16 protein-coding genes are annotated in these 19,255 nt (G+C 68.1%); 4 read left to right on the top strand and 12 right to left on the bottom strand.

Translation table 11 applies throughout. The annotated features are described in order from the left end of the window. Positions 1 to 5 precede the first annotated feature (5 nt). The 11 genes from V3B30_RS18805 to V3B30_RS18855 form a co-directional block, all read right to left on the bottom strand. The gene (locus V3B30_RS18805; protein ID WP_262084351.1) at positions 6 to 467 is read right to left on the bottom strand and encodes a DUF3613 domain-containing protein; all 462 of its coding nucleotides are present in this window, start codon (positions 465 to 467) and stop codon (positions 6 to 8) included. Next, entirely contained in the window at positions 464 to 1,354 is an 891-nt protein-coding gene (locus V3B30_RS18810; protein WP_262084350.1) for a Flp pilus assembly protein TadD, read from the bottom strand. The genes V3B30_RS18805 and V3B30_RS18810 overlap by 4 nt, the downstream gene beginning before the upstream one ends. Continuing rightward, positions 1,354 to 2,289, bottom strand: a complete 936-nt coding sequence (locus tag V3B30_RS18815; protein ID WP_100473033.1) for a type II secretion system F family protein — start codon at positions 2,287 to 2,289, stop codon at positions 1,354 to 1,356. Before V3B30_RS18815 ends, V3B30_RS18810 begins: the two co-directional genes overlap by 1 nt. Before the next feature lie 28 nt (positions 2,290 to 2,317). Further along, a complete protein-coding gene (locus V3B30_RS18820) occupies positions 2,318 to 3,274 on the bottom strand; it encodes a type II secretion system F family protein (protein ID WP_100473031.1) in 957 nt (318 codons plus the stop codon). 2 nt (positions 3,275 to 3,276) lie between these two features. Next, entirely contained in the window at positions 3,277 to 4,623 is a 1,347-nt protein-coding gene (locus tag V3B30_RS18825; RefSeq protein ID WP_100473029.1) for a CpaF family protein, read from the bottom strand. Further along, entirely contained in the window at positions 4,608 to 5,864 is a 1,257-nt protein-coding gene (locus V3B30_RS18830; RefSeq protein ID WP_100473026.1) for a fimbrial protein, read from the bottom strand. Before V3B30_RS18830 ends, V3B30_RS18825 begins: the two co-directional genes overlap by 16 nt. A gap of 27 nt (positions 5,865 to 5,891) precedes the next feature. Further along, positions 5,892 to 7,250: a type II and III secretion system protein family protein gene (locus tag V3B30_RS18835; RefSeq protein WP_262084349.1), complete on the bottom strand. Its 1,359-nt coding sequence runs from the start codon at positions 7,248 to 7,250 to the stop codon at positions 5,892 to 5,894. 18 nt (positions 7,251 to 7,268) lie between these two features. Further along, positions 7,269 to 8,303 (bottom strand): Flp pilus assembly protein CpaB, encoded by a 1,035-nt coding sequence (gene cpaB / locus V3B30_RS18840; protein WP_262084348.1) that lies wholly within the window; start codon positions 8,301 to 8,303, stop codon positions 7,269 to 7,271. A 25-nt stretch (positions 8,304 to 8,328) separates the two neighbouring features. Then, on the bottom strand, positions 8,329 to 8,805 hold the full coding sequence (locus V3B30_RS18845; RefSeq protein ID WP_100473003.1) for a TadE/TadG family type IV pilus assembly protein: 477 nt from the start codon (positions 8,803 to 8,805) through the stop codon (positions 8,329 to 8,331). Then, positions 8,802 to 9,347 carry a prepilin peptidase gene (locus V3B30_RS18850; RefSeq protein ID WP_100473000.1) on the bottom strand — a complete coding sequence of 182 codons (546 nt, stop codon included), beginning with the start codon at positions 9,345 to 9,347 and terminating at the stop codon, positions 8,802 to 8,804. Before V3B30_RS18850 ends, V3B30_RS18845 begins: the two co-directional genes overlap by 4 nt. Positions 9,348 to 9,435: 88 nt before the next feature. Next, entirely contained in the window at positions 9,436 to 9,624 is a 189-nt protein-coding gene (locus V3B30_RS18855; protein WP_014037517.1) for a Flp family type IVb pilin, read from the bottom strand. A 689-nt stretch (positions 9,625 to 10,313) separates the two neighbouring features. Between V3B30_RS18855 and V3B30_RS18860 the strand changes: the two genes are divergently transcribed. The 4 genes from V3B30_RS18860 (at position 10,314) to V3B30_RS18875 (ending at position 18,324) form a co-directional block, all read left to right on the top strand. Then, a complete protein-coding gene (locus V3B30_RS18860) occupies positions 10,314 to 11,294 on the top strand; it encodes a helix-turn-helix domain-containing protein (RefSeq protein WP_262084347.1) in 981 nt (326 codons plus the stop codon). 235 nt (positions 11,295 to 11,529) lie between these two features. Further along, positions 11,530 to 17,013: an ESPR-type extended signal peptide-containing protein gene (locus V3B30_RS18865; protein WP_262084346.1), complete on the top strand. Its 5,484-nt coding sequence runs from the start codon at positions 11,530 to 11,532 to the stop codon at positions 17,011 to 17,013. Positions 17,014 to 17,074: 61 nt separating this feature from the next. Continuing rightward, positions 17,075 to 17,911, top strand: coding sequence for an OmpA family protein (locus tag V3B30_RS18870; RefSeq protein ID WP_262084345.1), 837 nt, complete (start codon positions 17,075 to 17,077; stop codon positions 17,909 to 17,911). A 122-nt stretch (positions 17,912 to 18,033) separates the two neighbouring features. Next, on the top strand, positions 18,034 to 18,324 hold the full coding sequence (locus tag V3B30_RS18875; protein WP_014037513.1) for a hypothetical protein: 291 nt from the start codon (positions 18,034 to 18,036) through the stop codon (positions 18,322 to 18,324). A gap of 75 nt (positions 18,325 to 18,399) precedes the next feature. On the opposite strand, the gene V3B30_RS18880 is transcribed toward V3B30_RS18875, so the two are convergent. Beyond that, positions 18,400 to 19,227, bottom strand: coding sequence for a methyltransferase domain-containing protein (locus V3B30_RS18880; RefSeq protein ID WP_262084344.1), 828 nt, complete (start codon positions 19,225 to 19,227; stop codon positions 18,400 to 18,402). Positions 19,228 to 19,255: the final 28 nt, after the last annotated feature.

The raw sequence follows: 19,255 nt of genomic DNA on the forward strand, positions 1-19,255 counted from the left end.
CGACCTCAGCGTCCGGAGGAAGAGGCGTCCCTGGACCGGGCAACATCGGTCTCAAAGAAGTCCGGGATCTCGTGTTCAAAGCTCTTCAGGTAACGCGCATAACTCAGCGTGGCCTGGTCGCCCAGGATCGGCAGGCGCTGGCCGGCCTGTTGCCCGGACGCCTGCAGGCGGAACAGGTTGCGGGTGGCCTCGCCGCTCTGCAGGCGCGCACGCGGTGCTGCCGGCGGTGCAACGTCGGTTGCGGGGATTGCCGGTGGCGCCGCAGCCACGTCCGCAGATGCGGCTGGTGCGGCCAGCTCCACGGTGGGAAGCGGCTCGGCCTGCATCGGCGCTGTGGCCGGTGCCGACGGCAAGGGGCCGCCGAGCATCTGTCCGGTCAATGGCTGTTGCTGAGCCTGCACGGCACCCGCAACAAGCAGGCAGGACAGCACGGGCAACAAGCGTCGGATCAGGCGCATCGCGGTCATGGTGTGCTTCCGGTCGGGTGTTCGTTGGTGCTGAAGCGTTCCAGCATCGACGGTGGCAGGCGCTGCGGATCGCGCTCGTCACGTGCTTCGCGATGTGGTTCGGCTGCCAGCCGTGTGCTGCCCGATGCACGGGCGCTGCGTTCGACGCTGGCCGTGCGCGCAGGCGTGGGCGCATTGACGGCGGCCGCGGCCTGCCGCTGCTGCAGGCGGGTACGGATCTGCTGGGCCTGCTGCTGGATGCTGCGGCGGGTTTCGTCGTTGAGGTTGGCCTGTTCCGACAGGCGCTCTGCCGTGGCCTGATCGCCGCGCAGAACCGCCCACAGTGCGAGATTGGCAGTGGCCTTGGCGTTGCCTGGCGAAAGTTCCAGGGCCTTGGCCAGCGGCTCGCGGGCCTGGTCGAACTGGCCGGCGCGCAGCCGCGCATAACCCAGGTCGCCCAGATAGTCGGTGTTCAAGGGCTGCAACTGCGTGGCGCGCGCCAGGGCCTGTTCACTGCCGGCATCGTCGTCGCGGCGTGCAGCGATCAGGCCCAGGCCATGGGCGGCGGCAGCAGCCTGCGGCCCGCTGGACAGCTCGCGATACAGCGCGACCGCTGCGTCGGTCTGGCCGGTCTCGCGCAGTGCGTCGGCCTGCAGCAGGCGCAGGGCGGGGCGATCGCCATAGCGCTGGCGGAAGGCCTCCACGTGGGCCAGCGAGGCATACCAGGCGCCCTGCTGCTGCATGCGCTCGATCAGCTCCAGATAGGCGTTGCGGCTGTCCTGCGGATCGGGTTCCGGCGGCGCAAGGCTGGGCGCGCGCACGTATTTCGGCGTGGTCGAGGCGCAGCCACTGGCCAGGGCGGCGAGGGCGGCGGCAAGCAGCAGGCAGGAGGTGCGCAGGGCTGGCATCAGGGGGATCCCATCTTGGACATGGTGGTGGCCAGCGCGACCAGCGCCGGGCCGGCAAGCACCAGCATCAGTGCCGGCAACAGGGTCAGCATCATCACCACGGTCATCTTCACCGAGAGCTTGCCGACCTTTTCCTTCAGCGTGTTGCGTCGCTGTTCGCGCAGGCGGATGCTGAACTGGCGCAGTGGCTCCTGTACCGCGCCGCCGTGCGCATGCACCTGCAGGATCAGCTGCATCAGGCTGGCCAGGTCGTCATCGGCGTAGACCTCGCTCAACCGCCGCAGTGACTGCGCGCGGGTGCGGCCGTGGGTGTAGGCCACGTTCGCTTCCTGCAGTTCGCCGCCCAGTACCGGCAACGCATCGCGCAGCTTGTCGCCCAGCGTCTGCAGGCTCTGGTCCATGCTGAAGCCCACGCCCTGCAGCAGGCGCAGCAGGTCGATCAGCAGGGGCAGCTCGTTCTCGACCGCGCGGCGGCGGCGCTTGACCCACGACGACAGCACGAACTTGGGCAGCAGCAGCCCGCCCGCCAGCGCACCGATCACCACCATCACCTTGGACAGCCCCTGCGCGCTGCTGAACGCCAGCGCCAGGGCCAGCACCAGCAATGCAAGCAGCAGGCGCAGGCCCAGGTAGATGGCGGTGCCGCGGCGCGTGTTCCAGCCGGCCAGGTCCAGCAGCAGCTTGTCCTCGTTGGCCAGCAGCGCGGCCTCCAGGCGGCCACCACTGAGCGAGCGGCCGAAGCGCTCGAGCCAGCCCAGCGAGTCGCGGCGGGTAGCCTCGCTGTCGCGGGCTTCGTCACGCGGTTGCAGGGCGGTCTTCAGCGTGGCCGAGGTGCGCTGCTCGCGATGGCTGCGCACCCACCCGGCGATGCCCAGCAGGGCGACACCGGCCGCCAACACCAGCAGCGAGAGGGCGAACCAGGCCGTGGCACTCATCGGGTACCTCCGTGGCGGCTGCAAGCGGTCATAGCGACTTGGCCAAGCGGTACAGCAGGAACGCTCCGAGCAGTTCCAGGCCCAGTGCGATCAGCAGGATCCTGTGGCCGAGCGGGTCATGCAGCACTGGCTGGAAGAATGCCGGGCTGGAGATCGCCATCAGCACCGCACTGGCCGGTGGCAGCAGCCCCAGCACCCAGGCCGACATGCGCGTTTCCGAAGTGGTGGCCGCCAGTTCCTGCTGGGCCTGTTCCAGGTCGCGCATGAAGTCGCCCATGCGCTGCAGGATCTGGTCGGCACGACCGCCGATGCGCACGCTCACCCCGATCACCACCGCCAGCACCTTCAGCACGTCCATGCGATACGGCTGCGCGGCAAGGCTCAACGCGCGATCCAGGTCCATGCCGCTGCGCGCATAGCGCACCGTGGTGTCGAGCAGGCCACGCAGCGGCGCGCTGGTCTGCATCGAAGAAACCTGGAACGCAGCCTGCAGGCTGTTGCCCAGCGCAGTGAGGCGGACCAGGTTGTCGAGGAAGTCCGGCATCTGGTGCAGCAGCTGCGCACGCAGTTTCGTGATCCGGCGCATCACCCACAGCCAGCAGCCCAGCAGGTACAGCAGCAGGGTCAGCGGAAACATCCAGGCCGTTCCCAGCCGCATTGCCGCGACGACCCCAAGCACAAGGCCGGGCACCAGCAGCATCAGTGGCAGTTTCCAGCCCGGCTGCAGGCCGGCGCGCTGCAGCACGCCATCCCACGGCAGCGTGCGGTTCCCACTGCTGGCGGGGCGGGCTGCATCGTTGGCCGCGGCAACGGCAGGCCCGGCCGGTACCGCACCGGCGGCGCTGCCGCGCGCCAGCTGCTGCTCGGCATGCTGCAACGAGGCCTGGCGCTGCTCGCGGCTGCTGGCAGTGCCCCACAGCCAGACCGCCAGCGCCAGCAGCACCGAGATGATGCTCAACACGCCCAGCAGGAGGCCGGTGCCCATGTTCAGAAGTCCCCGTAGAGTGATTCGCGCAGCTGCTGGCGGAACGGCTCCAGCTTGTGCGAATGCGGATGGAAGCCCAGGCCGATCCAGCGGTCGGTCTCGCGGCCGGTGCCGTCGATCTGCACCTCGTGGCGGAACATCTCCTGCGTGGTGATCAGGTTGTCGCTCACCCCGGTGATCTCGGTGATCGAGACCAGCACCCGACGGCCGCTGCCCAGCCGCGAGATCTGCACGATGAAATCGATGGCGCTGGCGATCTGCCGGCGCAGGCTGTCCTCGCTGCCCTGGAAGCCGGCAAAGCCGGCCAGCATCTCGATGCGGTACAGGCAGTCACGCGGGGTATTGGCGTGGATGGTGGCCATCGATCCGTCATGGCCGGTGTTCATCGCCTGCAGCATTTCCAGCACTTCAGCGCCACGTACTTCGCCGACCACGATGCGGTCCGGGCGCATGCGCAGGCTGTTGCGCACCAGATCGCGGATGCTGACCGCGCCCTGGCCCTCGGCCCCGCCGATGCGGCTCTCCAGGCGCACCACGTGCGGATGGTTCAGCGAAAGCTCGGCGGTGTCCTCCACGGTGATGACGCGCTCGCTGGCCGGCACGTAGCTGGCCAGGGCGTTGAGCAGCGAAGTCTTGCCCGAGCTGGTGCCGCCGGAGACCAGGATGTTGCAGCGGCCCAGCACCATCGCTTTCAGCAGTGCCTGCATCGGCGCGTCGAACGTGCCCTTGGCGAGCAGCTCGTCGGGGGTGAACGGGTCCTTGCGGAACTTGCGGATGGACACCATCGGTCCGTCCACCGCCAGCGGCGAGATGATCGCGTTGAGGCGGCCGCCATTGGGCAGGCGCGCGTCGACCATCGGGTTGGAATCGTCCAGCCGGCGGCCGAGCGGCGCGAGGATGCGGCGCAGGATGCGCAGCAGGTGGGTGTCATCGGTGAAGCGCTGGGTGGCGCGCCTGAGCTGGCCACCCTGTGAAACGTGCACGTCCTTGAAGCCGTTGATCAGGATGTCTTCGATGGAGGGGTCGTGCAGCAGGTCGTCCAGCGGGCCGAAACCGGTCAGCTCCTTGACCAGCCCTTCCGCGACCACCTGCATCTCTTCCTCGTTGATCGGGATGCGCCATTCCTGGATGAAGCCCACGGTCTGCACCTGTACCCAGCGGGCGATGGTGTCCGGGGCCCAGGAATCGATGTCGATGCGCTCGTCTTCGATGCTGTTGAGCAGGTGCTCATGCGCAGCCGACAGCACCTTCTGGTACTGCTCGGTCTGCGCGAACGGCAGGTGGCCCGGCGTGCTTTCCAGCACGGGGCGGGCAACGGCGTGCGGGAACGGGGTTACCTTGTCTTCCATTGCGATCCACCCAGGGCAAGGGAGAGTCTTTCCCGCAGGCCATGCGGCTGGACCGGGCACGCGGCCGGATCCAGGCGCGACACGAGCGGGGCGAGGGCACGCAGATAGGGGTCGCGCGGGGCATCCTGCAGCAGCAGGTGGCCCTGGCTGGCGGCCAGGCGCACGCGCGGTCGTTCGGGCAGCGTCGCCAGCAACGGCACTTCGAAGCGGCGCGCGATCTGTTCCGGGCCCATGCCGCTGCTGTCATCGTGGCGGTTGATCACCAGCTGCAGGCGCTTCTCGCGCTCGCGCTGGCCCGCCAGGTGCTTCAGCGCCTGGTCCAGCGAGACCAGCGTGGCGATCGAGGCATCGGTGACCAGCCAGATCTCGTCGGCCTGGTCCAGCAACAAGGGCGGAAGCTGCCGCAGCGGGCAGCCGCCGGCGTCGCACAGCACGCTGGCGAACACGCCACGCAGGCGCTGCAGCAGCGCGCCAGGATCGGAGGGGGGAACGGCATCGCTGCCACTGGCACGATCCAGCAGGACCAGTCCGGAGTCATGCCGCGCCATGGCCGTGCGGGCGAGGGTGGCATCGATGCGGCTGGCATTGCGCAGCGCGTCTTCGTAATGGAATCGGCTGTCGAGATTAAGGTACAGCGCGAGGTCACCGGCGGGCTGCGCCAGCTCCATCAGCAGGCCGTCCTGCTGCAGGGCTTCGCCTTGGGCCAGCGCGCGCGTCTGCTGCGCCAGCACCGAAAGATGCGCGGCCAGGGTGCTGGTGCCGACGCCGGCGCGCACGCCCAGCAGCACGATCAGGCGTGCCTTGTGCGCGTGCTGGGCAACCGCTGCCGGCCGCGGAGACAGCGCACGCCGCAGGGCCGCCTCGATGCCTGCGTCGTCACTGTCCAGGTCCAGCACATCGCGCAGGCCCGCGCGCAGCGCGATCACCACGCCTTCAACCTGGCCGGCGCTGGTGGCGCCCACCGCCACCAGGGGCAGGTCCGGTTGGGTCTGCTGCAGCTGCTGTGCCAGTACGCTCGAGGCGGCCGCATGCTCGGGCCGGAAGTCGAGCAGCACCAGGCTCTGCGGACCGCGTTGCAGGTCCTGCGCGGAGGTGGGTGCGTTGCTGTCCTGCCAATGCAGGGCAGTGCTCGGCGGCAGCTTGGCGGCCAGCCGGGGCAGCAGTTCGCGATCCATGCCATACAGGACCAGGTTCATCGGGGGTCCTTGCGGATGCAGCGGCTGGGCAGTGGCGTAGGGCATGGGCGTGGTATCGCAGGCATCATGGAGTCAGCGCGAGAAACCGGGCACAGGGTCCTGGCTGACCGGACCCAGCAACCAGGAACCCCACTCGGGAAGATGCGGCTTGGCTTCGCGCTCGCCGGGCAGCGGCAGTTCGGTATTGCGCGCCAGCGGCTGCACCAGGCGCGGGGTGACGATGATCACCAGTTCCTTGTCCTGGCGCTTGTAATCGAAGTTGCGGAAGAACGAACCGATGATCGGCAGGTCGCCCAGCAGCGGAATCTTGCTGACGTTGGAGACGATGTTGGAGCTGACCAGCCCGCCGATGACGAAACTCTCGCCATCGCCCAGCTCGACGGTGGTGTCGGCGCGGCGGGTAGTGATCGAGGGGATCTGCACGTTGTTGAGCACGATGGCATTGCTGTAGTCCAGGTCGCTCGCTTCGGGCGCTACCTTCAGCGCGATGCGGTTCGCTGCCAGCACGGTCGGGGTCACGGTAAGGCCGATGCCGAACGGCTTGTAGGTGATGGTGGTGGTGCCAAGCCCTTGCGGTTCCAGGATCGGCAATTCGCCGCCAGCCAGGAAACTGGCGCTCTGCCCGGACAGCGCCACCAGCGTCGGCTCGGCCAGTACGCGGGCCATGCCATTGCTCTGCAGCAGTTCGACGTCGGCGTTCCACAGACCCTTCGTCGAGCCGAAAACAAGGCGGAATGCCGAGGAAATCGGCGAGACGGCCTCGTTGCTGCTGTTGCCTTCCTTCATGCCGGGCAGCAGGCCGGTGTTGCCCGGCAACCCGGTACCGGGCCGCGCGAAGCCGTAGGCGAAGCCGCCGTTGCGGTTCTGGAAGTTGATGCCGATCTGCTTCATCGCGGTCTTGTTGAACTCGACGACCTTGACCTCGACCTGGACCACGCCGCCACTGCTGATGGTGGACGTATCGGCAAGCGCACCGTCCTTGCCCAGTGCCATCGCCGCCGTGCGTTGTTCCTGCATGTGCGAGAGCACGCTGTCGGTGCTTCCCTGCAACAGGCCCTGCTGGTCCTGCTGGGTGAACACCAGATCATTGCCGCCGGTGCTGGCAGCACCCTGCACGGCGCTCTGCACCCGTACCGTCACCCGTTGCGGCTCGGCCTGCCTGCGGTGCCACAGCAGCAGGGTAGTGGTGCCGGGCATCTTGCCCACCAGCAGCGCCTGGCGCTGGCCGCGCAGCATCACGATGTCGGCCACGCCGGGGTCGGCAATGGCCACCCGCTCCAGGTCGGCCGGCAGGTTCCAGGGACGCTGCTCACGGGCCTGCAGCACCAGGTCATCGGCGGCCACGCTCGTTGCCGGCGCCAGCAGCACCAGCAGCAGGGCCAGCCAGCGCTGGCGGGGAGAGGTGCGTGGACGGCGGCGACGTTCGGTCATGGATGCACTCGATGCAGGTCAAAGGGAACCACGTGGGGCGGAACTGTCGCCACGGATGATCTCGATGCCCGACGCGCGCGGGGCGCTGCGACGTGGCGCCGGCGCGCGCGCCGGTGCATCTGCAGTGCTGCGTGGCGGAGTGCTGCCGCGGCCGGCCAGCGCATCCCCGTCGATGCCGGCGTAGGCATGGTTCTCCGGGCGCTGAAGTGCCAGCTGCTGCTCCGCATCAAGCCCACGCAGCGGATCGATCACGCCGCGTGACTGCGGGAACAGCGTCAGGTCGGGCAGGCCGGTGTCGGCGGGATTGCGCAGGGCCAGGAACAGCTTGCCCTGCTGTGCACCCAGCAGCAGGCGATTGGCATCGGCCACGGGGACGGCGAGCACCGCGCTGCGCGCGGGTTGCGGGGCGTCATTGTTGTTGCTGCTGCCGCCACTGCCGGTGATGTCGGCCGCGCGCGGGTCGTTGCGGGTGTCGACCGCGGCATTGGCGGCGGCCTCTGTGGCAACGGGCGCGATGTCCTGCTGGCCATAGCTCAGCACGCGCAGGCGCGACAGAAGCAGGCGCGCCTGCGCGGCTTCGGCGGGGCTGTTGATGTTGGGCTGGGCATTGCGCAGGTTGAGGAAGACGTCGACGAAGTCACCGGGGACGATGCGGTTGCCGGCACCGACCAGTTCGTCCACGGGCACGGCCAACGCGCGCTCGCCCGGCCGCAGCTGCAGCGAGAAGCCCTGTGCCAATGCGTTGCTGCTGATCGGGCTGCCTTCGGCGATGTCCTGCACCGGCACCTTGCCGACTACGGCAGCGATGCTGGTGGCGGCACCGGCGACGGGTGAGGTGCGCTGGGCCAGCCGCAGGCCACTGGCGCTGATCGGCTCGCCCGCAGGCAGGCGTGCCACCGCTTCCACCACGGTGATCGCCTGCGCCTCGTCATGGGCGATTGGTGCGACCGTGACCGGTTCGGCCGGTTTGCGCCCGATCATGAAGGCGATCAGCGCCAGCAGCACGGCCAGGCCGATCAGGGCGACGGCAGCGATGCGGGTCAACTTGAGCATGGAACCGTCTCCAAAGTACCGATCATCAGTTGCCGCTGCCGAGATCGAGCTGGGCGACCGCGACGCTGCGGATGGGAGCCTGCATCACCCACTTGTAGAGCGTGGCGGTGCCGGGCAGGAAGGGATGGCTGGCGTAGTCGTAGCTGACCGTCACGGTCATGCACTGGGCCGTGGCCAGGCCGGCGCACGGCGCCTGTGCCGACACCACGATGGCGTTGCTGCCCCCCGTGCTGCAGTCCACGTTCTGCTTGGAAAACTGCAGCAGCCATTGCATCGAGGTGCGCGCGGCGACGCAGGCGGCGGTGCGTCGTTCGCCGGCAGTGCCGTAGCGCAGCGAGGCGCGCGCGCCTTCGGCCGAAGCGGTGGCCAGGGTCTGCTGTGCCGCCATGATCATCACCCCGGAGAAAGTGAACAGCAGCAGTGGCAGCAGGCCGAGCATCAGCATCAGGGCAAACTCGATGCTGGCGACCCCGCGTTGCAGGCGTGGGCTGCGGATGTTCATGGTGCACCTCCGTAGATGCCGGCCAGCACCCAGCCGATGGCGGCGAGTGCCAGGTAGGCTGCATAGGGAATGCCACGTCGTCCCTGGCGGGCAGCCTGCATGTCGCGCAGGGCCGGATGCGATTGCCATTGCGAGCTGGTGCGATTGACCTGCATCTGCAGGCGGCCGGGCAACAGGACGCCCAGGCGCCGGCCAGCCAGCACCAGCACGGCGTGCACCCCGGCGGCGAGGCTGGCAACCAGCCAGACCGGCAGCAGCGCCTGCCAGCCCAGCATCAGACCCAGTGCGCCGAAGAACTTCACGTCACCGGCGCCCATCCAGCGCAGGCCATAGAACGGCAGCAGCGCCACCAGGCCGAGCGCCGCGCCGGCAACGTGAGGCAGCCACGGCTGGCGCGGCGCGCTGAACTGGCCGGCGACGATCACCGCAGTGGCGATCACGCCTGCAGCGATCAGCCAGGTGTTGGGCACCCGACGTGCATACAGATCACTGATCGCAATCCGCAGGCACACGCCGATGGCCAACAATCCCAGCAGTGTCATCGCACACTCCATCGCCCGTCACTGGACTGCCCTGACCAGGCTCCATGCCCCCGCGCTCGCGCCGCTGCCAGCCGCACGCAGTCGCCGCTCAGGTTGTCGAGCCGGACGCCTTGGTGGCCAGTGCGGAGAGGTTCTTGAACAGCGTTTCGAAGAACCCCTTGATCTGGTCGTTGCCGACCGCGATCAGGATGCCGGCGATGACGGCCGCCAGCAGCCCGTACTCGAGCGCGGTGACACCGTCTTCTTCCTTCAGGAATTTGCGGATCGATGCGTTCATGACCTATGTCTCCCTGTACCTGTCTGCGGATGCAGTACACCTGCGTTGGGCGGTGGCCCGGCTCCGCCGGGATCGTCCGTGGGCCTCCGCGTCCTGGCGGAGGAGGCGCGGCGGGATGGACCCGCCGTGCTCAAGCAGGGTGATCGTCTCCAGGCGGGACACCGGTCGCACGGTCGCGACCGCACGGCGCGGGGCCGGTGGTCGAGGCATCCAATGATGCGTGCGTGGTCATGCTGTCCCCCTGGGTGCGGCCAGATCAGATGGCCGGATCACCGTGATATCGACTTTGCCTGAATGGCGGTGGGCTGCAACTGGAACCTATATGCAAATTCGGCAGAAACCCCGCGATCCTGAAACTTTCAGGCTGTTTCTGTGACGAGAATCCGTTCGCAGGCAAAACGATTCATGGTCGTGCAGATAATGTGATTCCATTTTCAGGGCATGCGAAAACCGTGCCACTGGCCCCGACATTTTCTTCATCTGTGTATCTATTTTTATCATTCCTGTCTGCGGGTTTACCTTTGCGGATTATTGGGCATACTCGCATTCAAGCTATTGCATTTCCCTGGTCGGCCGCCTCGGAGGCGGTGCGACCGGCTTGGCATCGGAAGTGGCTAATGGATCGATGCGCGCCCTGTCAGGCAGTGGGGGCCGCATCGCATGGCGGATCAACGGGGGACAACACTGTCATGGTCGATGGTGGGGTAGAAGGCAGCGACGACAGCGGCCTGCGGTCTATAGACCTGGCCACGCTGAGCGGCGTGCTTCGCGTCTGTGATGTCGAACTGCTGCTGCTCGATGGCAACGGGCCACGTGCGGCGTTCGCTTCGCGCGTGCACGAGGAAGCCCTGTTCTGCAGCATCAGCTGCGGCTTCCATTGCCGTGGCCGCTTCATGCTGCCACCGGACTGGGCGATGCTCGGGTATCTGCACGCCACCGATGAGACGCTGAGCTGGTGCCATGGCGTACCGCTCACGCCGGGCATGGCGTTGACGATCATGCCGGAGGGCATCAGTGAGTTCACCCTGAGCCCGGGCACGCACATGACCCTGATGCTGGTGCCGGTGGCCAGGGTGCAGCGCAAGCTGACCGAACTGAGCCTGCGCAGCACGCCACCCGCTGGCCAGGCACTGTCGCTGTTCAACCTGGCCAGCGAAGCCACGCCGTTGGCACGCCATTACCAGCAGCTGCACCTGCAGCTGGGACAGGGCACAGGCTTGCAGCCGGAAGAAACCGAAACCCTGTTGCATGAGCATGTGCAGGCCCTGTTGGGCGCCGGTGCGGCGGATCGCCCGGGCTGCAGCCGCGCCCGGCGAACGCATTATCTGATCGCGCAGCGAGCAGAGAACTTCATGCGGCTCAACCTGCGCCGCAATATCTACATGAATGAGATCTGCGATGCCGCAGGCGTCAGCGAGCGCGGCCTGCGCTATGCGTTCGAGGACCTGTTTGGTACTTCGCCGAACCGCTATCTTTCCATGCTGCGCCTGTGCGCGGCCTGCCGCAGCCTGTCGATGGCCGATTCCAGCCGTCGCTCGGTGAAAGCCATCGCCCTCAGCTGCGGCCTGTGGGACCTTTCGCGCTTCGCCGACAATTACCGCAAGGTATTCGGCGAACTGCCGCGCGATACCCTGATGCGCGCGCCTGCGCAGATCGGCCAGCCGGCCTGAGCCAAGCCCCGCAAGGGTTTTCGCGGCGTTCATGCCGGAATTGCATATCCGCTTGCCGATCATGTTGCCGCTTCTGCATAAACGGCTGCCGATTCCGGCCGTGGATTTGCCGGAATGCGCGATTGCCGTGCCGGATTGAAGTGCGCCGCCGCCATTGCAACCGCTGAAATGTCAGTCACCTGCCTAACGGCAAGTCCACTGACATTCCAGTTGTTCGCCTACGGGGGAAATGCTCATGAACCGCATCTACCGGCGTGTGTGGAACCGCCAGCTCAACGCTCTGGTTGTGGCCTCGGAACTGGCCACCGGCGACAGCGGCGGCAGCGCCGCACGCGATCCGCGCGCCTTCCTGCTGATGCCCACCGCCCTGGCCCTGGCACTGCTGTGCGCGCTGGCCAGCGGCCACGCAGGGGCATCGGAAACCAATCAATCGCTGCGTGACCTGCAGGCACTGGCCGCCAAGTATGCGCAGCCGATGCCGGTCAAGGTCGACGCCGAAGTGGCCCTGGCTGCCGCTGCGCGACAGGCGCAGAGCAGCCCTGCGATCAGTGCGGACGCCCGCCTGGGCCTGCAGCTGAACACCACGTCCCTGCCGGTGGTGCGTCACGTATTGCCGGCAGCCGTGCAGGTGAAGCTGGCTGCGAACACCACACCGAAGCAGGTGGCCGTGCCGGCGCTGGCGGCCGATGTCCGTGCCCATGTCGGCCTGGGCAACACCTCGGCGCCGGCGGCACAGGTGGATGCATCGTTGGCCGCACACGTTGCGCCGGGCGCGCAGGCGCCGCTGGGCGTCGCCGCCGACGCGCGCGCCAAGGCCAAGATCGGCGTCGCCGGCCGCCAGGTCGCTGCGATCGATGCTGGTGCCAAGGCGTTGGCGGGCCTCAGCGGTTCGTCCCTGAAGACCGCCGTTGACGGCAACGCCGACGCACGTCTGGCGGTGGCTGGCCATCACATCGAAGGTCAGGGCCAGGCCCGGGCAACAGCCGCGGTCAAGCTGCCGGCCAAGGAGGAATTGCCGGGTGAGACGCATGATCGTGCCATCAGCGCCGCGTTCGATGCCGGCGCCGCCGGCAAGGTGCGCGTGCAGGCGCCGGACGGCCAGGACGTGATCGCCGACCGCAACCTGAAGCTGGCCGGACAGGCGACCGTCGCCGCGCAGCACAGCGCGCTGGGCGTTGGCAACCTGGTGGGCGGCGCGGTGGGCGCCGTCGGCGGGACGCTCCACGGTGCTGCGGGTGCGGTCGGCAGCACGGTGGGCGGTGCGCTGAACGGTACTGTCGGCGCGGTGGGTGGCGCGGTGGGCGGCGCACTCAACAACACGGTCGGCGCAGTTGGAGGTGCAGTTGGTGGTGCGTTGAACGGCACCGTCGGCACGGTCGGCGGTGCGGTCGGTGGTGCGCTGAACGGTACTGTCGGTACCGTGGGCAGCGCAGTGGGCGGCACGCTCAACAACACGGTCGGCGCAGTCGGAGGCGCAGTTGGTGGTGCACTGAACGGCACCGTCGGAACGGTTGGCAGCGCAGTAGGTGGCGCGCTGAACAACACGGTCGGCGCAGTCGGCGGTGCACTGAACGGCACCGTCGGAACGGTTGGCGGCGCAGTGGGCGGCACGCTCAACAACACGGTCGGTGCAGTCGGCGGTGCACTGAACGGCACCGTCGGAACGGTTGGCGGCGCGGTAGGTGGCACGCTCAACAACACCGTCGGCGCAGTCGGAGGTGCACTGAACGGCACCGTCGGGACGGTTGGCGGCGCGGTAGGTGGCACGCTCAACAACACCGTCGGCGCAGTCGGAGGTGCACTGAATGGCACCGTCGGGACGGTTGGCGGCGCAGTAGGTGGCGCACTCAACGGCACGGTTGGCCAGGTTGGCGGCGCAGTGGGTGGCACGCTCAACAGCACAGTGGGCGCAGTCGGCGGTGCACTGAACGGCACCGTCGGGACGGTTGGCGGTGCGGTAGGCGGTGCACTCAACGGCACGGTTGGTCAGGTCGGCAGCGCAGTGGGCGGCACGCTCAACAACACCGTCGGCACGGTCGGTGGTGCAGTGGGCGGCATTCTCGACGGCACCACCGGCAGCCCCACCAGCGGCCTGGGCGGTGTGCTGGGTAGCACGCTGGGCAATGTCGGCAGCGCGGTGGGCAACCTGCTCAACGGCAATCTCAATGGCACCATCGGCAACCTGGGCAGCGCCGTGGGTGGCCTGGTCGGTGGCACGCTGGGCGGTCTCGGCCTGACCAAACCCTCTGCGATTCCGCCGACCAGCCCGAAGGCGCCGGCGGCGGCCGACCCGAATGCGGGCCTCATCATCGGCACCGGTGGCCTGGTCGGCAATGTCGGCCAGCTGATCGGGCCGACCACCACCAGCCTGTTCGGTGGCAATGGCTACCTGAGCAACGGCAACCTCAAGCTCAGCAACGCCAACGTGATGCAGACCTATTCAACGGTCAATGTGCTGGGCCTGCCGGTGGTCAACCTGTCGCCAGTCGGCAGCACGCTCAACGGCCTGGGCGGCGCAGTCACGGGTGGCAGCTCGCACCTGACCCTGATCGGTGGCGTCACCTCCGACAGCTATATCTACAACATCAACAACGGCAATCCGGGTGGCCTGCTCGGCCTGCTGCTGCCGACGGATTCCCCGGCCTGGGCGGCCAAGTGCCTGGACATCGCGCTGGCCGACATCTCCTGCTGGGCCGTCAATGCGGCACAGGACTACCAGGTACTGATGGGCGATGGCGCCTTCGCCAACGGTTCGAAGGAAGTGGTGATCGGTGCAAACGCACGCCATGAGCTGCCGAAAGTCGACGCCAACGTCGCCTTCCCCGGCGACGGCGTCAACGACCCCAGCAATCCAACAGGCGTGCCGACGGCCGACTATGCCGCGCGCATGGGCCATTCAGTGATCGTCGGCGACAGCGCCGTCGGCACCGCCAACGGTCAGACCCTGCTGGGTGCCGAGGCGACGTCGAACCAGGCCAACTCGGTCGCACTGGGTTACCGCTCTGCAGCACTGCGCGGCGCGCAGGCCAGCTACAGCGCCTACGGCCTCACTGCGCCGCAGGTCTCCGCCGGTGAAGTGTCGGTGGGCACTGCCGGTGGCGGCGAGCGCCAGATCACCAATCTTGCCGCAGGCAGCGCCAACACCGATGCGGTCAACGTGGCCCAGCTGAAGGGTGCGATCAGCCTGATCGACGATGTGGCGGCCGCTGCAGTGACCTATGACCTGGACGGCGCCGGCAATCCGGACTATCGCCGGGTCACGCTCGGCGCTGGCACCGGCACCACCACCATCGGCAACCTTGCCGCAGGTGCGGTCACCGCAGGCAGCCTCGAAGCGGTCAACGGCGGCCAGCTGGCGGCGACCAACAGCGCCATCGCCAGCTTCTTCGGCGGTCGCGCGGCCTTCGATCCCGCCAGCGGCATCTTCACCGCACCGCTGTTCGAGATCAGCACCATCTCCACCGGTGGTGCCATTGCCAAGGGCCTGTACGAGAACGCCACCGATGCCTTCGCTGCGGTGGATGGCTCGCTGGTCAATCTCAACACGCAGATCACCGATATCCGCAACGGTGGAACCAAGTACCTGCGGGTGAACTCGACCGGCACCGAGGCCCTGGCCAGCGGCGCCGACTCGATCGCGGTCGGTACCAACGCCCGCGCCACCGCAGCCAACAGCATCGCAGTGGGTGCCGGCAGCCTTGCCGACCGTGACAACACCGTCTCGATCGGTGCTGCCGGTGCCGAACGCCAGGTCACCAACCTGGCCGCGGGTACCGCTGCGACCGATGCGGTCAACGTCGGCCAGCTGCAGGCCTCGGAGCAGGGCGCCCTGCGCTATGACCTCAACGGCGACGGCAGCGTCAACTACGCCAGTGCCACGCTCGGCCAGACCGGCACTGCCACCACGCTGCGCAACCTCGGCCCGGGCCAGGTCAGTGCCACCAGCAGCGAGGCCATCAACGGTGCCCAGCTGTTCGCGGCCAACCAGGCAGTGGCCACCCATCTCGGCGGTGGTGCTGCGGTCAACGCCAGCGGCGTGCTGACCGCACCGACCTACTCGATCAACAACGTCGCCGCCAACGGCACCGTGACCACGGGCAGCTACAACGACGTCGGCACCGCCTTCGACGCGGTCAGCAATTCGCTGGCCAACGTCGCCGACCAGACCGGAGAGGTCGACAAGCTGGCCGTCAAGTACGACGTCGATGGCAGCGGCAACGTACTCAACAGCGTGACGCTGACCGGCACCGGCACCGGCGCGGTGAAGATCACCAACGTCGCCGCCGGCAGCATCCTGGCTGGCAGCAGTGATGCCATCACCGGCGACCAGCTGTTCAGCACCCACAGCACCATCGCCAACTACTTCGGCGGCACCACCGCCTACAACGGCGCGACCAATGTGTGGACCGCGCCAACGTTCAGCATCTCCAGCATCGCTACCGATGGCACCTTCAGCAGCGGCGATTACAACAACGTCACCGCCGCCTTCACTGCCGTCGATGGCTCGCTGAAGGTCCTCAACCAGCGCATCACCAACGGTGGCGGTGGCAGTGCCTACCTGGCGGTGAACTCGACGGCAGCGGCTGCAACGGCTGCCGGTGCGGAGGCGGTGGCGGTCGGCCCGCAGGCCAGTGCGGCCGGTGCCAACAGCGTGGCGGTAGGCAACGGCGCCAACGCCAGTGCCGGCAACAGCGTCGCCCTGGGTGCCGGTTCGGTGGCCAGCGTCGGCGCGCAGAGCGGTTACACCGGCGCCTATGGCCAGACCGGTGCCAGCAACTCGGCCGGCGAGGTCTCGGTCGGCAGTACCGGCAGCGAGCGCAAGATCACCCATGTCGCCGACGGTTCCGACACCTACGACGCGACCAACGTCGGCCAGCTCAGGAACGGCGTGAACTACGCCATCGATGAATCGAAGAAGTACACCGACCAGAAGATCCAGAACATCACCAACGTGGCCGGCAGCTTCCGCGCCAACAACACCAACAACCTGGCCGACCCGTCCGCCAGCGGTGCCAACTCGGCCGCCGGTGGTGCAGGCTCCACCGCCGCCGGTGCCAACTCGACTGCGCTGGGCAATGGTTCGCAGGCGCAGGCCGACAACTCGGTGGCGCTGGGTGCGGGTTCGGTGGCGAACCGGGCCAACACGGTCTCGGTCGGTGCAGCCGGTGCCGAACGCCAGGTGGTCAACGTGGCTGACGGCTCGCAGGCCACCGACGCGGTCAACGTGCGCCAGCTGCAGGCCTCGCAGCAGGGCACGATCCGCTACGACACCACGGTGAACGGTGCGACCAACTACAACAGTGTCACCCTGGGCAGCACCAGCAGTGGCCCGACCACGGTGCGCAACGTTGCCGCCGGCACCGCCGGTACCGACGCGGTCAACGTCGACCAGCTGAAGTCGGGCATGGCACAGACCCTGGACTGGTCGAAGGCCTACACCGACGAGCGCATGGGCGGCTTCGAGCGCGACCTGCGCAAGACCGACAACCGTGCCTCGGCCGGTATCGCTTCGGCGATGGCCACTGCGGCGCTGCCGCAGCCCAGCGAGGCGGGCCGCAGCATGGCCTCGATCGCAGCCGGCAGCTACAACGGCGAATCGGGCGTGGCCTTGGGTATCTCCGGTGTCTCCGAAGGCGGCCGCTGGATCTACAAGTTCAGCGGATCGACCAACAGCCGTGGCGAGGCCGGCGTGGCCGTCGGTGCCGGCATCCAGTGGTGATCCCCGCCGCCGGGCCGCACGCGCGGCCCGGCATCGCGGAAACGTCTACAGGGGGAATGACATGAAACAGCATCGCATCGCCCGCGGCGGCCAGCTCGCCGCCACGCTGGGCCTGATCCTGGGAATGGGCCTGCTGGCCGCCTGCCGCAGCCATGCACCGGCCGCCGACGCTCCTGCCGAAGCCACTTCGGTGCACTTCCCGGAGGCCTCGAAGGCCTCGCTGAAGGAAGGCATCTATCCCGACGTCGCCGACCTGCGCCGCTTCGCCCCGGGCATGAGCAAGCGCCAGCTGTACACGCTGCTGGGTACGCCGCATTTCAATGAAGGCATGTGGGGCGTGCGCGAGTGGAACTACCTGTTCAATTTCCGCACTGCACAGGGCGCGGAGTACTTCACCTGCCAGTTCCAGGTCCGATTCGACAGCAAGGGCATCGCGCAGGGCGGCTACTGGAAGCCGCAATCGTGCGCGGCTGTGCTGGAACCACCGCGGCCTCCAGCCCCGCCGGCACCGGCACCGCTACCGGAGCAGCCGCTGCGGCTGTCGGCCGACGCGCTGTTCGGCTTCGACAGCGCGGTGCTCAGCGCGGAAGGGCAGCGTGCGGTGCAGGGCATCCTGGCGCAGGTGCGCGAGGCTGCGCAGGTTCAGTCGATCCGGGTGACCGGCTACACCGATCGGATCGGAAGTGCCAGCTACAACCAGGCACTGTCGCAGCGCCGCGCCGACGCCGTGCGCAGCGCACTGGTCCAGGGCGGGGTGCCCGCGGCCAGCATCAGTGCCGAAGGACGTGGCGCGGCGGAGCCGGTCGTGCAGTGCGACCAGCGCAATCGTCGCGAGCTGATCGCCTGCCTGGCGCCGAACCGCCGCGTGCAGATCGCCGGGGTGGCGCAGCCACGCTGAGTTTTCCTGCGCCGGGGCATCGCTCCGGCATCCCGAGTCCCCCCTGACCGTCGGCAGGACGTGGTTACGTCTCCCCCGTTGATCACGCCTGCCGGCGGCTCAGGTTTTCCACGGTGCACGCGATGAATGCCCAATTCCTGCCCCTCTCCATGAAGACGGAAGCCACTCTCAGCGTGTACGGGCAGCTCGGCAACCATGCCGTGGTGCGCATCCCCGGGCGACGCCTGCCGGGCCTGATCCTGCAGGCTGATACGGTGGCCGGTTTCCTGGCCCAGCTGCAGGAAGCCCAGGCCTGCCTGCGCAGCGGCCGCGCACAGCGCACCGATGCCGAGCTGGACATGCTGATCGACGTGCTGCAGCAGTGGTATGCACTGATCGAATCGCGCCTGGCCGACGCTGGCGAGGCGCTGTAAAAGAAAAAGGGGACGGAGGGAATTAAGTCGCTTCCGGCACACCTGGGGCAAGTACGACTTAATCCCCTCCGTCTCCTACGCCCGGGCGCGGACCAGCCAACAGGCGGCATCCACGCGAACGCGGTCGCCTTCGATGAACGGCGCGAATGCAGCCAGTGCCCTGTTGCGAAGCACGGCGGCACGGTCTTCCGGCATCGCGCGCAGCGCCAGGCCCAACGGGCCCAGCTGGCCGACGTAGGTCGGCAGCTCGTCGCGGGCGATGGAGCAGGGGAGGTCCACTGCAATCACCTCCACATCTTTCCAGCCAGCGGCCTGCAACAGGCGCCGCACGCGCTCGCCATCGGCAAGGGCAAACTGGCCGGGTGCTCCTGGCGCACGGGGTGGTAGATCGAGTTCACCACCGATGGCGCGCTCGGCGGTGGTCATGAATGGGTTCTCGTCGGCACTGCGCCAGGCGATGAAACGCAGCCCCGCGCCTGGTTGCGCCGCGCGGTGCAGGTTGCTGAAGGCGGCCTCCGTATCCTCGAAGAACATCACCCCCAGCCGCGACTGGATCCAGTCGAAGTGCACGGACGGCAGCGGATGCCGCTGCGCGTCGGCCACGATGAAGTCCGCGTTCAGTCCTGCCGCCTCGGCGCGCTGGCGGGCCAGCGCCAGCATCGGCGCGGAGATGTCCAGACCGGTGCAGTGTGCCGCCGGGCGCGTGGCCGCTGCGGCCAGCAGACTAGCGCCGGTACCGCAGCCGATGTCGAGCAGTTGCGTGACGGTCTCCGGAAGTTCGGCCACCAGCAGGTCGGCCATCGGCTGGAACAGGCCATCGAGGATGGCCTGCTGGGCGACCCAGATCTGGCCGCCGGGGCCATTCCAGAGCGCATTCTGATCAACGGGGGATGTACTGGCCATGGCCTTGTCCTTCCGGGAAGTTGGCCAT

This window comes from Stenotrophomonas sp. SMYL41 (genome assembly GCF_036319965.1).
Classification (GTDB): domain Bacteria; phylum Pseudomonadota; class Gammaproteobacteria; order Xanthomonadales; family Xanthomonadaceae; genus Stenotrophomonas; species Stenotrophomonas maltophilia_R.